This is a genomic window from Neobacillus drentensis NBRC 102427, assembly GCF_001591445.1.
Lineage (GTDB): Bacteria > Bacillota > Bacilli > Bacillales > Cytobacillaceae > Neobacillus > Neobacillus drentensis.
Window position 1 is genome coordinate 25,476 of sequence record NZ_BCUX01000045.1, and the last position, 15,160, is coordinate 40,635.

Consider the following 15,160-nt stretch of genomic DNA (forward strand, 5'->3'; position numbering starts at 1 on the left):
ATAAATGATGAAACACTATAGGATCCATCTCATTACTTTAAGGCAACATTAACCTGATCTCGCACCAGTTTAAGTGCTTCTTGTAAGGAAATAATTTCTTTTTGTAATTTAGAATAACCTTCTATCTCTGGGACCTTTTTCTTCGTTACCAAATCATGCTGTTCCACCGATTTTGCCATTGTTTCAAACACTAAAAGAAATTGAGCAAGGATTTCATCTGATAAGACAGGACGGTTTGAGTCTTTCGAGCTTAACTCAAGTAAATATTCCAACTGTTCCATTGAAAAGATGGCTGGAGAAAGGTATTCTAACTTTTTTTTATGGTTAGGAATTTCTCCTAATGCAGTCGTGTATACCGTCCTCAAGTTAATCAAATTCGTTCGCATTTTGTTTCGCTCTCTGCTCCCATCATAACTAGAGCCATTTTTTTGTTCAGAATGCAACTTGAAAAATAGTTGGGACTGACTTCGAATCGTTTTTGCGATTAAATGGGGGAGCCTGCTTGAAGCAGATCGCCTTCCTACCAACAAAACTCCAATAAGACCAATAATGGCCCCTATGAGGATATCGGTAATTCTCGCTGTAGCAAAATAAGATAGATTATGTATCTGAGTTGTACTTTCAGCCATCATCAAAGAGTTTGGTGTGATAAACATAACGGCAAAGGCATAATTTCGTACCATAAAAAGCTCTGTAATCCCTCCTAAAAATAGGATGAATAAAGCGACCCAAATGCCAGCTGGTTGAATGGAAAGTATGATGGACGCAATTATTATGCCAACGATCGTTCCAATTGCTCTTTGGATTGCTCGATGGAAGGTAGCTATGATGGTCGATCCCAGCATCACAGCGCCACAGGATACCGGAATCCAATAGGACCGGTTGAAATTAAATCCGAAGGCAATCATCGCAGCAATCATCAGGACAATTCCATACTTTAATGAAGAAAGAAAAACAATGGAATTTTTATCAAATGCATCTAAAAAAATACTGATTAAAGTAGGTTTTGTTATTTTTAAGTCTTGATTGATCCTAGAAATCGGTTCATTCATGATGGCATCAGCGTCATAGATTTTTGAAAATAATCGATCCACGGCTTGATCAGTCTCTTTTGGTTGAAGAATTTTCATAGGTTCACTTTTCTTTCGATCAAGTGAATGGGCCAGTGCTTGAACCGTTTCTCCTACTGCGGGCGGCAGGTTCGTTCTGCCTTCAGCAGCCATTTCAAGAATATCTAACAAAATTGAATTCGCTTGTTCTTTTAATAAATACAACTGTTTAAAAATCGTTGAACTTTTCCAAGACACATATCCTGCTAAAAGGGTTGAATTTGCGTCATTTAACGCTAAAACGGTTTTCTCTCTTGCATCGTTAAACTGTTCCGTTCCAACAGAATCAATGAGTGCTGCTAATTCTAAATAAATCCTTTTGACAGACTTTATCTCAGGACCATGAGGATGGAGGAACCAGCCTGCCATTGCTACCAGCCATGCAAAAGCCCCTCCTAGAAAAACAAGACCGGCACGCAATGGAACGAGCGTTGGATCAACATGTGATGCCGAAGTCATGGCGAATACGATAACAAAAAATATAGAAGCAGGACCGGGGATCTTTAACGCACCAAAAATAAAGGTGCCGACTGCTCCGATCAAACCAAGTATGACGGCGAATACAAATGGTGAAGGAGCAGTAAGGATTCCTAATCCATTAGAAACAGCAAGTCCGAGCGCGACAAAAAATATCTTCTTAGCTCGTTGCGGATAAGGTTCATTCCATACGTAAAGATAAGAAAAGCCTCCTATTCCAGCAATCAGACCATATTGGAAGTTTCCAAATAACAATCCAATGAGGACAGGCACAGCTGAACTTATTCCCGCACAAATTGCCCGCTCCCAAGGAAAGGGTACCTTTTTAATCGTAAAAGCCCCTTTTATCAGATTTTTTTTCATTCGTTGTCTCCTTCTTTCTATACATGGTTTTCTATTTGCTGGAAAAAATTGAAATATACTCGACATGACTAGCATTTTTAAATAATTTTATTTGAAATTGTTTCATGTAAGAAAAGAAAGGGATAAATATGAAAAATACGAAAGTAGAACCACGAAGTATACGAACAAGAAGATTGTTAATGGATGGGTTTATAAAATTAACTTATAAAAAGGATTTCAAAGATATCACTATAAATAACATTACCGATAATGCAACAGTTAATCGTGCCACTTTTTAGTCTCATTTTAATGATAAGTATGATGGTAATAGCCCAAAAGGCAATTTCAAATAAATAATCTTGCTTCCAAATGTTTTCAATAGGTATTCCAATTAATATATTACGAACAAGACCGCCTCCGAATGCTGTCGTAAACCCTAAAGCCTAAAGCCCAAATTCCTAATATCATAATCCTCTTCCTTTGCGATAAGGGCACCACTTATAGCGAAAGAATGGGACCAATGATGTTAGGAATGTCCCATGTCAAAGCGACACCTCCTTTACTCATTGGCCCCATTTATTGTCATAGGTCAAAATCTTAATCGTGATACACCGAAGCATGTGGTCATCTATACCACAACTTACAAATTACTCTATTTTTTTCCTAATCTAACTCATAATAACCGCAAACGACATATCCTACTGATTTTGCTGCAACTATTAATGAATCCTCATCAATATCAAATTTAGGATTATGATTGAAATAAGGTTTTTCCACGCCCTTAGGTGTACAACCGATATAGAAGAAGCATGAAGGGAATTTTTCAGCATAATAAGCAAAGTCTTCGGATGGTGGCATAGCTGGCCACTCTTCTACTTTTGTAATATCATGATCATTTGCATTCTTTAGGAATTGAGATACTTTCTCTGTTAATTCTGGGTTGTTATAAAGTGGTGGATAATCATTTTCGTAAGTTAGATCACATGTTACACCAAATTCTTCTTCGATTCCTTTTACAATACGTCTCATTTCTGTTTCAATTTTTTGTTTTGTTTCAACAGTCATATAACGGATATCACCTTCAAGTTCTACACTATCTTTGATAACATTGAAAGTACCTTTACCATCAAAAGACCCAATTGTAATAACACCAATATCAAATGGACTTAAACGACGGCTAATAATCGTTTGAACCGCAGTAACAAAATAAGCACCAGCTACAATGGCATCATTTGCTAGATGTGGTGAAGAACCATGTCCACCTGTACCTTGAATTTTTAATTTCATGTATGCTCTACCGTTAAATGAATATCCAGCGTGGTAACCAACAACCCCAGCTGGTCCCATTGGCAATAAATGAATACCAAATACATTATCTAAATCATCAAGCACCCCAGATTCTACGATGCTTTTTGCGCCACCTGGTGGAACTTCTTCTGCATGTTGGTGAATAATTTTGATGGTACCTGGAATTTCATCTTTTAATTGAATGAGGCAATCCGCTAAGACTAACAAATAGGCTGTATGTCCATCATGCCCACACCCGTGAAAAACGCCTTCATTTTTTGATGTAAATGGTAAATCTGTTTCTTCGACAATTGGAAGTGCATCAAAATCAGCGCGCAAACCAATCTTTTTCCCAGGCTTTCCACCTTTAATGGTCACGATAATGCCGTAGCCATTACCGACATTCGATTGAACTTCAACATCTTTACCTTTATAAAAATCTATAATATATTGAGCCGTTTTTTCTTCTTTAAAAGAAAGCTCAGGATTTTCGTGTAGATGTCTGCGAATTTCAATCATTTCATCCTTACGAGATTCTAACATTTCCATCAATTTACTTTTCATCATTTTGTCATCCTTTCCTTACTTTTAAAAACGCCACTAAATGTGGCGTTTTACATTTCCTACTGCTAATTATTCTGTAATAGGACGATGGCTGTTAACCTTTGATTTTTTAGGAGCAGTAGATGTTTTACCAGCATCTCCTGGCACCAAAAAGATAACAGATAGTATTGCAATTATGCCAAATATAACATTTACGGCCATACCAATTGCACCGGCTGATTCAAGATTTCCACTTGCTGCGATTGCACCATAAGTAGCTGCGGAAATTGCAACGCCGAATGCACCACCAAGTGAGCTTGCCATTTTATAAACTCCAGCTGCTTGCCCTACTTTGTCAGCAGGAGCATTCGATACAGATGTATCCGTTGATGGAGTCGCATAAAATCCAAGTCCGAGACCAAATAGTGTAAATCCAATGAATTCAGAAATTATATAACCAACACCTGGTAAGAAAGTTAAGCCCATCAATGCCACACCAATTGTCGTAATTATGGTACCCCAGACCATTGGTAATTTTGCGCCTACTTTTTGTAAAATTTTCTCTCCGACACGAATCATCACAAGCACAGCTACTAGATAACCTAGTGATAACAAACCTGCTTGGAATGAACTCATTCCACGACCTACTTGTACATACGTATTAGCTACAACTATCGCACCAGCAGTTGCATTTAACAAGAAATTGGAAATAGTTGCACCCGTATATGCCTTATTTTTAAATACAGCAAAGTCAATCAGTACGATTTTTTTACTACTTTCAACTTTTATGAAAACAATCAAACCTATGATTGTGATAATGATAAGAACAATGGAAGTCATGCTTGTCCATCCAAGAGTCTTTCCGAAATTAATAAATACATTCAGAGCACACATGGTGATGATAAAAATGACTAAACCAGTGTAATCGAATTTAAAACCACCTTCAGATTCTTGTTTACTTTCTGGTGTAGCCCTCAATAGAAGCATACCAAGAATGGCAACGATGATAGAAATGATGAAAATCCATCTCCATCCCAAAGATGAGGCAATGGCACCGCCTAAAAATGAGGCAATCCCTGTTCCTCCCCAAGAACCGATAGACCAGAAACTTAGAGCACGTTGGCGATCTGCCCCATCAAAATAAGCTTTCATTAAGGCGATGGTTGATGGCATAATAGCTGCACCCGAAAATCCTGTTAAGATACGCCCAATAATGAGCAATACGGCTCCGTTAGCGAAAACTAGACAAAGTGAACCAATGATACTTAAAACAAAACCAATATTAGCCATTTTTTTACGACCAACTATATCTGCAAGTCCACCAAAAGCAACGATAAACAATCCTGAGAACAAGGACGTTAAACTAATGGCAATGTTCACTGTTCCAAGTGAAACGCCTAAATCTTTTTGAACAGATGGAACCACATTTAGCAATGCTTGTGCAAATAGCCAGAATGTAAGAACCCCAAACACAATTCCTGTGATCATCTTATTTGTACCTTTATAACTTGTCTCCATGATTTGCCTCCTAATTTTTAAAAGGTTCCTGTTAACACCAATCTTTATGTTTAGATTGCTCCTACTCGGATGACCTTATTCTAAATGGATTAGCCTTAATGAAACTAAGGAACCCTTTGTTCTGTTTCTATACCATAATTATAAAAATTAACGCATAGTTAAGAGAGTCAATTTTGATACAAATCAATAGGACAATGTGTAAATAAATTATCCTTCCAGATATTGAGGTAAAAATAAGACAGTTGATTTTTACCCTTCTAGCCAATAAAAGGTCCGACCCTATTGGTATTATCAATAGGTTTTTCGAATATCAAAAAAGTGAATCGCATTACTGGTTAGATAGGAATAGAATGACCAATCCTCTTCAATCGATTCATCAAAAATCTCTAAAGAGGGCCTGCTCGAATTGATAATATAATCAATAATTTCAGCATCCATGCCATGCTTACTGTTCAAGTTCCACCATTTTGTATACAAAGCTCCATGATCTTTATCAAACACATGCTTGCGTATTTGATATTCCCCTTTCGGAATTCCAGAAATTGTTACGTGAATTTCTTTATTGAGTTTTTGAAGAAATGTCTCTTCAACGGAGAAATAAGGATTGATGATCGTAACATTCATCAGAATCAATTGATATCCCCGTTCATTCTGTGTCATTACGTAATCCTTGCCATGTTCAACAATCTCGCCATGCAGGCGTTTTAAAAACATCAATGCAAAATAAGCAGGTCGTTTTCCGTTTAAATAATGGAATAATTCGACGCCATCCATCCGATAACGCGAATCTTTTCCTTCGTCTTCATGAACAATGGTATTGATCCAGAGCGAAACTGTTTTTACGTCATTGGCTATATCTAAAACATTTTTCAAGACTAATGCTCCTCGAAAAAAAGTGCCGTTCGTATACCGCGTATTGCCAGACAACGTGTTCCATGATACGAGATGAAGCGGTTTTTCTATATTGTTCCTTTTCAAATACCGCTTCATCTTATCCGTTTTTTCCTTAATATAATCCTTTGCTAAATCGAATGTGGTATTCGCCATTTCTTTAAAGTCAATGACTTCATTTTGGTTCGCATTATAACCAATAAAATCAATAGACTCACCATATTCTAGCTGCCATACATGATTATCGCTTGTCTTTTCTTTCCGGAAAGAAAAAGGCATATACACTCCTACCTGAATGGAAGGGATAATCGATTTCAATCGTTCGTGAAGTTTTAAATACACCCTCTGAAGTTCTGTTGCTTCGACTCCAGTAAAGTACGGCTCATAAAACATTACATGCCATTGCTTAATAAACGATTCTCCATAAAGTTGCAAACAATGGCGGATAAATTGAGTGAGTTTTGTAAAATATTGTTCTTCACTTCTTGAAATATCCATATAATCGGCCCGGGCAAACAAAGATAAATCATGCCGCTTCATAAATTCCAATGCACTATCAATATTAAAATATGGAGATGTTGTCGGAATCTCTTCATCTGTCTCTACCTCAGGAGGAATGGCTGTATTGCTAATAAGATGACGAACTCCGATATATTTCAGCTGCAAATCCTTTTTCACATCGAGTACTTGGGATCGTACATCTTCTTTTAATAATTCAATAATTTCTCCAATTTCAAGAATGTGATTAGGACAATTTAATTTCATTGTCACAGGTTTGGACAGATTTAACGGCAGCTTTTCATATCTTGTCTCTGTATGGGAATAAGATTTTTGATCCTCTAAAATCATGCTGCTTAGTTTTGCGACAATTTCTGGTGATCGAATAAAATTTGAAGCATCTTCTTTGCTGTAGCTTTTAACTGAATCTTCATTTTGTATATAATGGTTGTCTCGATAAATATGAGGGGTCACTCCATACACTTCTTTAAAAAAAGTTGAAAAGGACTTGGCGTTGGGAAAGCCATTATTCATGGCAATTTGCGAAATCGAATCAGACGTGTAAAGCAAATCCTTCATACTATGCTTAAGCCTGATATCCATTAAAAAACGACTAAACCCCAATCCCATTTTCTGTTTAAAATAGCGGGATAGATACCCCGTTGAAAGAAAAAATTTCTTAGCAATCCCCTCTAATGTAATCATTTGGTCATAGTTTTTTTCCATATAGTCAATGATTTGTGATAAACGTTCATCGCCTGTATCCATTTTCTCAACGACACTGCCTTCTTCTTCAAAACCACGAATCAGTATAAGTAACATTTGACAGAGATAACTTTTTACCTCAATTCGATAGATTTCATCTTGTCTATAATTACTGATCATCACATTTGCCAGCAGCTTACGAATCGAAAGAATCATGTCCTCTCTTCCCAAATCAATTTCTCTTGAATAGCATTCAAATCGCCTATTTCGATAGTCTGTGTAATGATAATCCATGAAGGCATCCGAAATGGTTACAATCATTACCCGATTATTTTCACACCCCTGAACCTGGTAAAGCTGATTACGATTAATGACCAGCAAATCCTTTTCTTCCAAATGATAAAAACGACTAGATGTTTCTATTTTTAATTCACCGCTTATGACAAGGATAAATTGAATCCCTTTATTTACCCTTGGAACAAGTAAATCAATATGTTGAAATGATATTTGGAAATCTGACAATGGATCGTTCATTTCACTCACTCCTCACTTCTACTTAAAAAAAGAGCCCTAATTCCTCAGAATTAGGAATTAGAGCCAAATCCACTATTAATTGTTGCTAACTTATTTGTTTTTTTCTCTGCTTTCCTAGCTGATGTAATTTTTCATATTTGCTATACATTAGCCAAGCAATAACCGAGAAAATAACAGGTCCGGCCACGCTCCAAATGGTTGTTTGCACATCTCCTTCTAAAGCTGGCTGCATGATACTAAAGAAATTTGCAAGTCCAACGGTTAGAACGACGACTAATGACCAAAAATTGGCACTCGCTTGCGTTTTAAATATGATAAACGGCTTATTGATTTCCACTTTTTTCTTAAAATAGGGGAAGGCAAGTGCAATAAATACATAGGGTATCGTCATAGCCACGTTAGTCATCGAAACCAATATGTTAAAAAATGCAGCCATTGTGCTTCCTCCAAAAGCGATCAGTGCGATCATTACACAAACAATCGCAGCTTGAATCCACATAGCATTAATAGGCATTCCATTCTTTGTTTCACCGATTTTTCCAGGCCACAATCCCTTAGGTGTTCCTTCAATTAGCTGCTTTAGCGGTGCAAACATCAAGGTAAAGAACGCACCGGACAGTGCTAGGAACATCGAAAGTCCAACAAATCTTGCAACCCCAAAGCCCAGAGCCGTAGCTGCAGCATGGCTAGCTCCAAAAGCTGTTCCAAGTGAATAGCCTAAATTGGCCATAACAATATAACTTGCATTTCCTAGGTTAACATTTTCAATCCCCATTACAGTTGCCCAATTTGTGAATACACCAATTAACAGGATTCCTAATGAATAGCCTACAGAGATTATTGCTGCGGATAAAAGAATTCCCTTCGGAAACGTTTTTTCCGGATTTTCCGTTTGATCCACTAACCCGCCTACTGCTTCAAGTCCACCATAAGCGAATAGAGCATAGACTACAAATGCTAATGAAGCGATAATATCTCCTGCATAGATGGGATTGGGTGTTTGAGTAAATGAATCTATCCCTGAAATCGGCTGTGCCAATTGTCCTTGATTACCGATAAGAACTGCGATTGCGCCAACCCAAAGAAATACATTCAATAACAAGACGGCAGAACCACCCAAATTAGTTACCTTCTTAATCTTATCCAGGCCCTTGGTTGATGTATAGGTTACTGCAAGAATCCAAATAATTCCTAAAACGCCTAGAACTTGAGGCCCTCGGAGATTAAATAAAGTCCAGTTTTGCGTTGTATCTTCTCCAAAGATCGCATTTGACACCGGAACCCACATACCGGATGCCACATTAACCATCCAAGTTATATAAGAAAAATACCACATGAACGTTCCTATAAATGCAAATTTTGAGCCGATGGATTTTTCCATCCATGAATAGATGCCACCTTTTTCGTCTTTAAAGGCAGAACCAAATTCAGCTACCATTAATGCAAAAGGGACAAAGAAGGTTACCGCTGAAAATATGTACCAAGGAATAGCGGCATAACCCATCTTATAAAATGAGCGTGGAATATTGTTAAATCCATAAACAGAAGTAAATATCATTAATACAAGGGATACTAAAGTCAAATTTTTGGTTATCTTTGTGTTTGACGCCATATTTTTCTCCCCTTAATTTGTCATCATAATCCTTCCTTAGTATGACCTTAAACTTTTTCTATATAAATATTTAGGGCTGGATAAGATTGAAAATAAAATAAGCGATGCATATAATTTAGACAAGTGATTATTAAGGAGCGCTAAAACGTGTTTGATAAATAAGCGGAGAAATTCCTCTTAATTAGAAAATAGCACTGAAAACAGCTTAAATAGACGGAAGGATTCCGACTATTGGTTCAAAAAGCATGAAAATGGTTATTTTTGCTTTGCTTAACCGGAAAAACTCCGCTTATTTTAAGTATCACTGAAAACGAACTGTGAATTAGATTGTGAATTCAAGTGCGTTTTCCTATGTTTTTTAGAATGTTTGCCCCTCTAAAGTAAACCTGTTAGTATCTGATGTGTTTTTTTTATTTTTATTTTAATAAACGAGCAATGCTTTCAGATGTGCGACTTACATTTTCCTTGCCTTTTACTAGCAAGGTATCAATATCTGCTGCTCCCGGGACGATGCCAAAAATGGCGTCAAAACCTTCATCGTATAAAGCTTCAACATCCTGCCCAACATAACCTGCCAGTGCAATTACTTTAATGTCGCTGTTAACACTTTTGGCTGCCTGAGCAACTCCGTATGGTGCCTTCCCAAATTTTGTTTGGAAATCGATGCCACCTTCTCCTGTGAAGCAGTAATCCACATTTTGCAGCTTTTCTTTTAAATTTGTATACTCGATAACAATTTCAATACCCTTTTTCATAGTGGCATTAGTAAACGCAAGCAAACCTCCACCTAAACCACCAGCAGCACCTGCACCAGGTATATCGATCATGTCGACTCCAATCTGCTCCTTTACAACTTTGCTATAGTGCCTCAAATTTTCATCCAACATTTGAACCATTTCAGGAGTCGCTCCCTTTTGCGGACCGAAAACTGCTGAAGCCCCGTGCTCACCACACAATGGATTTGTTACATCTGATGCTACCAAAATATTTATTTTCTTTAATTGTGGATTAACTTCGGACACATTGATTGTATCGAGTTCGCCTAAATATCCACCGCCAAGTGGTAACTCATTTCCTTCTTTATCCAGGAATTTATATCCCAGTGCTGCTGCCATACCGGTACCGCCATCATTCGTAGCGCTCCCGCCAATACCCAAAATGATGTCTGTTATTCCCCGTTCTAAACAATCCCTAATTAATTCCCCTGTTCCAAAAGTAGTTGTAATTAATGGATTTTTTGTTTCTTTCGTAACATAATGAATTCCACTGGCTGATGCCATTTCAATAACACCTGTCTTGCCACCTCCAAGAATTCCGTATTGTGCCATAACCGGTGTGCCAAGTGGTCCGGTAACTTCTTTCTTTATCAATGTGCCCTCTGTTGCATCTACTAGCGACTGGACAGTCCCTTCACCACCATCTGCCATTGGTACATGAATGCATTCAGCATCGGGAATCGCTCTTTTTATACCGATTTCCATCGCTTCGCAAACTTCTTTTGCCGTCATGCTTTCTTTAAACGAATCAGGTGCCAATAAAAATGTTTTCCCCATCCCTAAACACTCCATCCTATTTTAAAATAAATCCGAAGATGACTACACCTTCATTTTAGTTTCATAATGCTCCTCAAACAATTGATAATGGTTGTAGTACTTCTGTTGGTAAGCCCTCAATTGACTACAAATAAAATTTACGAGAGAATATATAAAGAATGCATGAAAGAAAGGAGGATTTCAGTGGAACATCGCTCACTAATTCTGCTTGGGTTACTCATGGGACAAAGTCAACACGGATATCAAATTAATGAATTTATTGAAAGAAACTTAAGTACAGTTACAGATATGAAAAAGCCTACTGCTTATGCTACTCTCGATAAGCTAAATCAAAAGGGATATATAGATATTCAGTTAGAACAAGAAGGAAACAGGCCCACCCGAAAAGTGTACTCTATAAATGAAAGCGGCCGAAACTATTTTTATCAATTACTATTGAATAATCTGTCTTCTGCGGAAAGTGTTAATTACCAAGGAGATATAGGGTTAATGTTTATTGATTTTCTTCCGATGGATCAAGCAATACCGGCCTTAAAGGAAAGATTAAAGAAAAACCAAAAGCTAATAGATCTATTTAATCAAACTCCTGTTCATGGAATACGAACTGGTGTTAATCTTGCAGTCAAACATAAAATTACAATGTTAGAAGCAGAAGTTGCCTTTCTCAAAAAAAACATTCAACTTCTTCTTCATTCGGATTAAATTTTATATCCATATGAATCAAAGGAACCGACCGAGGGTTCCTTTTTTATTTGAATCTCAATAAAAAATTTCCATTTTTTAATCATATAGTCACGATTGACTAATCTGAAATAAACTAGTATGCTTACATTAATCACACGTGACTAATCGTGTTACACTAAAGGAGTGACGTACATTGTTTCTTGCTATAAAAGAGTTAAAGCATGGTAAATTACGGTTTCTGATGATTGGCGTTATTACAGTCCTGATTGCCTGGCTGGTATTCATTCTATCTGGGTTAGGAAACGGACTTTCCACTCTTAGTGCGGCAACATTTAAAAATATGGATGCCAATTATGTGACTTTTGAAGATGGATCAAGATCCTCTATGAGTCGATCATTATTGAGTGAATCATTGGTTGAGAAACTAGAAAATCAAACGAATGTTTCAGCTGCATCAGCAATGGGTGCGACCATGGGAACGGTACTTAATAATTCTAAATCTGATGATAAGGAAAAAGTAGATATTGCCATATTGGGAATAACACCTGGAAGTTTTCTTGAACCCAATGTGATTGATGGAAAGCCACTTCAAGCTAAAAATTCTTTGGAGGTTATCGCTAATGATACTTTAAAGAAAAAGGGCTTTAAGATTGGTGATATTCTGAAGATTGAAGGATCATTAGAAAAAATGAAAATTGTCGGGTTTGTTAAAAATGAAACATACAATCATTTACCCGCTGTTTTTACTACCCTGGATAAATGGCGCTCTATTCAATTTGCAGCACCTGGTTCTGATAAAGGAATTGAGAAACCTGTAAATGGGATTATGCTCAAAGGGGAAAATGTCGACTCAGCGAAAATAAAACAGCTTTTCAAAAATACTGAGACCGTAACCAAGGCTGCAGCCATACAAGGAATGCCTGGTTATAAAGAAGAAAATGGCACGATTACGATGATGCTTGCTTTCCTATTGGCCATCTCGGCATTTGTACTGGGTGTATTCTTCTACGTACTTACCTTACAAAAGTCAAATCAATTTGGCATATTGAAGGCCATTGGCGCAAGCAATCGTTTCCTTGGAAGAGCCATTGTATCCCAAGTATTTCTACTATCCTTTATTAGTATTGTAGTAGGAATCTTGTTAACCTACGGGACAGCCCTTATTCTTCCGGATGAAATGCCATTTTCACTTGATCTTAAATTAGTTGTCCTTTATGCCCTATTATTACTTGTGATTTCGATTTTAAGTTCATTGGTTTCCGTTCGAAAAATCACAAAAATAGACCCACTTCAAGCGATTGGGAGGATGGAATAATGTCAGGAATACAATTTAAAAATGTCTCAAAACTGTATCAACAGGGTGAAAACCAAGTTCTTGCCCTTGATGAAATCTCCCTAACGGTGGAACAAGGTGAGTTTATTGCCGTCATTGGCCCATCAGGTTCAGGAAAAAGCACATTCCTAGCTATTGCAGGAGCATTGCTCCATCCATCTAAAGGTGAGGTCATTCTTAACGGTAAGAACCTTAATGAATTAAAACCTAAGGATTTAGCGCAATTGCGGCTGGAGGAAATAGGATTTATCTTACAAACTAGTAATCTTGTCCCCTATTTAAATGTTCTAGAACAACTACTTGTCGTGAAAAGAATGGCAGGAAAACTTGCAAAAGCGGATAAGGAATATGCAAACGAATTATTACAGAGTCTCGGTTTAGCAGCCAAACTGGGAAAATTACCTGAACAGTTATCTGGCGGCGAACGACAGCGTACGGCAATTGCTCGTGCTTTTATGAACAATCCATCAATTATTCTGGCAGACGAGCCAACAGCAAGTCTTGATTCGAAAAGAGCTCATGAAGTGGTTCAACTTATAGCCAACGAAGCAAAATCAAGAAACAAAGCAGCAATCATGGTTACCCATGACGAACGAATGCTGGAATACTGCGATAAAGTATATCGAATGGAAGATGGCAGACTTAAACATGATGATTCTTTCAGTCATGAAAAGTTGAAGGCAATCTCTTCTAAAGGATAAACTTCTGCATATAAAAATTAAGGAGGAATAATCAATGATTATTGTAACAAACAGAATTAAAATGAAATTAGGCTTTGCTGCAAAAATGGCTCCAATGTTCACAAGACCAGGAGCCTTACAGACAATGGAGGGTTTTGTAAAAGTCGAAGCATTAATTACTAAAAATCTTTCAGAATATGATGAGTTGAATGTAAATATGTATTGGAACACAATTGAAGATTTTACCCAATGGAAAAATAGCGATGCTTTCAAAGAAGCCCATAAAGGTCCAGCTAACGCTGAACAGGAATCCCCAATTTTGGGAAGTGAAATCATTATTTATGAAGTTGCTTCTACTTTAGAATAAAATGCATAATTACTAACAGAACCCCTACTAGCTAAAAGTAGGGGTTCTGTTAGTAACCGGGAAAATGTAGAACGAGCATTCTTAGTGCATGGATTGGCAAACCTGCCATTACTTGATTCAGAAAGAGGATTTTCCCTTGAGGATGTTATACCGATAATAAAAAAGAACGGAGGAGCGTTATGAAAATTATTGTATTTGGTGCAACTGGCGGCGTGGGCCAAAATGTCGTGAAGCAAGCGTTAGAAAAAGAGCTTGAGGTAACTGCATTTGTACGCACTCCAGCAAAGATAGAATTGGCACATGAGCAGTTACATATTATACAGGGCGATGCCTTCAATAAAGAAGAAGTCGCTGCAGCGATTGCAGGGCATGATGCAGTCATCTCATGTTTAGGCTCAAATCAAGGGATGAAAAAATCGACGGAGCTTGAAGAGATGACGAAAAACATTGTAGCTGGGATGCAGGCACATAATGTCAAACGGATCGTCTACACAGCTTCTGCGGGAATTAACAAAGAAATTCCAGGCATTAGCGGGAAAATAGTCATGAAAATGCTAAAAAATGCTCTGACGGATCATCGCAATGCCGTTGATTATATTGAAGCACATGGATTGAATTTCACGATCGTTAGACCGCTAGGATTAACAAATGATGCCTTAACAGGAAAGTACAGGGAATCAAAAGCAGGCGTACCTGAAAAATCAAGAACGATTCCACGCGCTGATGTAGCACACTTTATTGTGAAAGCTTTAAGCGATGAACAATATGAAAACTCATCTATCGGTATTGCTAAATAAAGTAAAGCTTCAACTAGTGGTGGCATCCCTCAATGACTATAAAAAAGAAAGGCTGAATCAAAAGTTGTTAAGATAAACAACTTTAAATTCAGCCTTTTTTGTGATTCGTCGATGCTTTAATCTGAATAGTGCTCTTCTAGAAACCGTTCATCTCACTTTCATTTAAATAAGAAGTCCTGTCCTTAAAGTAACCAGCGAAGGAAAAATAAGCGGAGATTTTCCGGTTAGTT

12 protein-coding genes are annotated in these 15,160 nt (G+C 37.4%); 5 read left to right on the top strand and 7 right to left on the bottom strand.

Features of this window, described 5'->3' with window-relative positions; all coding sequences use genetic code 11:
- Positions 1-32 precede the first annotated feature (32 nt).
- From BDR01S_RS18635 to BDR01S_RS18660, 7 genes are all read right to left on the bottom strand, one after another.
- Entirely contained in the window at positions 33-1,949 is a 1,917-nt protein-coding gene (locus BDR01S_RS18635) for an FUSC family protein (protein ID WP_066248985.1), read from the bottom strand.
- 197 nt (positions 1,950-2,146) lie between these two features.
- Positions 2,147-2,326: a hypothetical protein gene (locus tag BDR01S_RS26315; RefSeq protein WP_335582596.1), complete on the bottom strand. Its 180-nt coding sequence runs from the start codon at positions 2,324-2,326 to the stop codon at positions 2,147-2,149.
- A gap of 265 nt (positions 2,327-2,591) precedes the next feature.
- Positions 2,592-3,779, bottom strand: a complete 1,188-nt coding sequence (locus BDR01S_RS18640) for an amidohydrolase (protein WP_066248986.1) — start codon at positions 3,777-3,779, stop codon at positions 2,592-2,594.
- A 69-nt stretch (positions 3,780-3,848) separates the two neighbouring features.
- Positions 3,849-5,276, bottom strand: a complete 1,428-nt coding sequence (locus tag BDR01S_RS18645) for an MFS transporter (RefSeq protein ID WP_066248990.1) — start codon at positions 5,274-5,276, stop codon at positions 3,849-3,851.
- Positions 5,277-5,567: 291 nt separating this feature from the next.
- A complete protein-coding gene (locus BDR01S_RS18650) occupies positions 5,568-7,904 on the bottom strand; it encodes a helix-turn-helix domain-containing protein (RefSeq protein WP_066248992.1) in 2,337 nt (778 codons plus the stop codon).
- A gap of 85 nt (positions 7,905-7,989) precedes the next feature.
- Positions 7,990-9,516: a glutamate/gamma-aminobutyrate family transporter YjeM gene (gene yjeM / locus BDR01S_RS18655; RefSeq protein ID WP_066248996.1), complete on the bottom strand. Its 1,527-nt coding sequence runs from the start codon at positions 9,514-9,516 to the stop codon at positions 7,990-7,992.
- Between the two features lie 416 nt (positions 9,517-9,932).
- On the bottom strand, positions 9,933-11,069 hold the full coding sequence (locus tag BDR01S_RS18660; protein WP_066248999.1) for a glycerate kinase family protein: 1,137 nt from the start codon (positions 11,067-11,069) through the stop codon (positions 9,933-9,935).
- Between the two features lie 183 nt (positions 11,070-11,252).
- Between BDR01S_RS18660 and BDR01S_RS18665 the strand changes: the two genes are divergently transcribed.
- The 5 genes from BDR01S_RS18665 (at position 11,253) to BDR01S_RS18685 (ending at position 14,930) form a co-directional block, all read left to right on the top strand.
- Positions 11,253-11,771: a PadR family transcriptional regulator gene (locus BDR01S_RS18665; RefSeq protein WP_066249002.1), complete on the top strand. Its 519-nt coding sequence runs from the start codon at positions 11,253-11,255 to the stop codon at positions 11,769-11,771.
- A 175-nt stretch (positions 11,772-11,946) separates the two neighbouring features.
- A complete protein-coding gene (locus BDR01S_RS18670; protein WP_066249003.1) occupies positions 11,947-13,068 on the top strand; it encodes an ABC transporter permease in 1,122 nt (373 codons plus the stop codon).
- Positions 13,068-13,787: an ABC transporter ATP-binding protein gene (locus tag BDR01S_RS18675; protein ID WP_066249008.1), complete on the top strand. Its 720-nt coding sequence runs from the start codon at positions 13,068-13,070 to the stop codon at positions 13,785-13,787. The genes BDR01S_RS18670 and BDR01S_RS18675 overlap by 1 nt, the downstream gene beginning before the upstream one ends.
- A 34-nt stretch (positions 13,788-13,821) precedes the next feature.
- A complete protein-coding gene (locus BDR01S_RS18680; RefSeq protein ID WP_066249010.1) occupies positions 13,822-14,133 on the top strand; it encodes a heme oxygenase in 312 nt (103 codons plus the stop codon).
- A gap of 179 nt (positions 14,134-14,312) precedes the next feature.
- Positions 14,313-14,930, top strand: a complete 618-nt coding sequence (locus BDR01S_RS18685) for an NAD(P)-dependent oxidoreductase (protein WP_066249013.1) — start codon at positions 14,313-14,315, stop codon at positions 14,928-14,930.
- Positions 14,931-15,160: the final 230 nt, after the last annotated feature.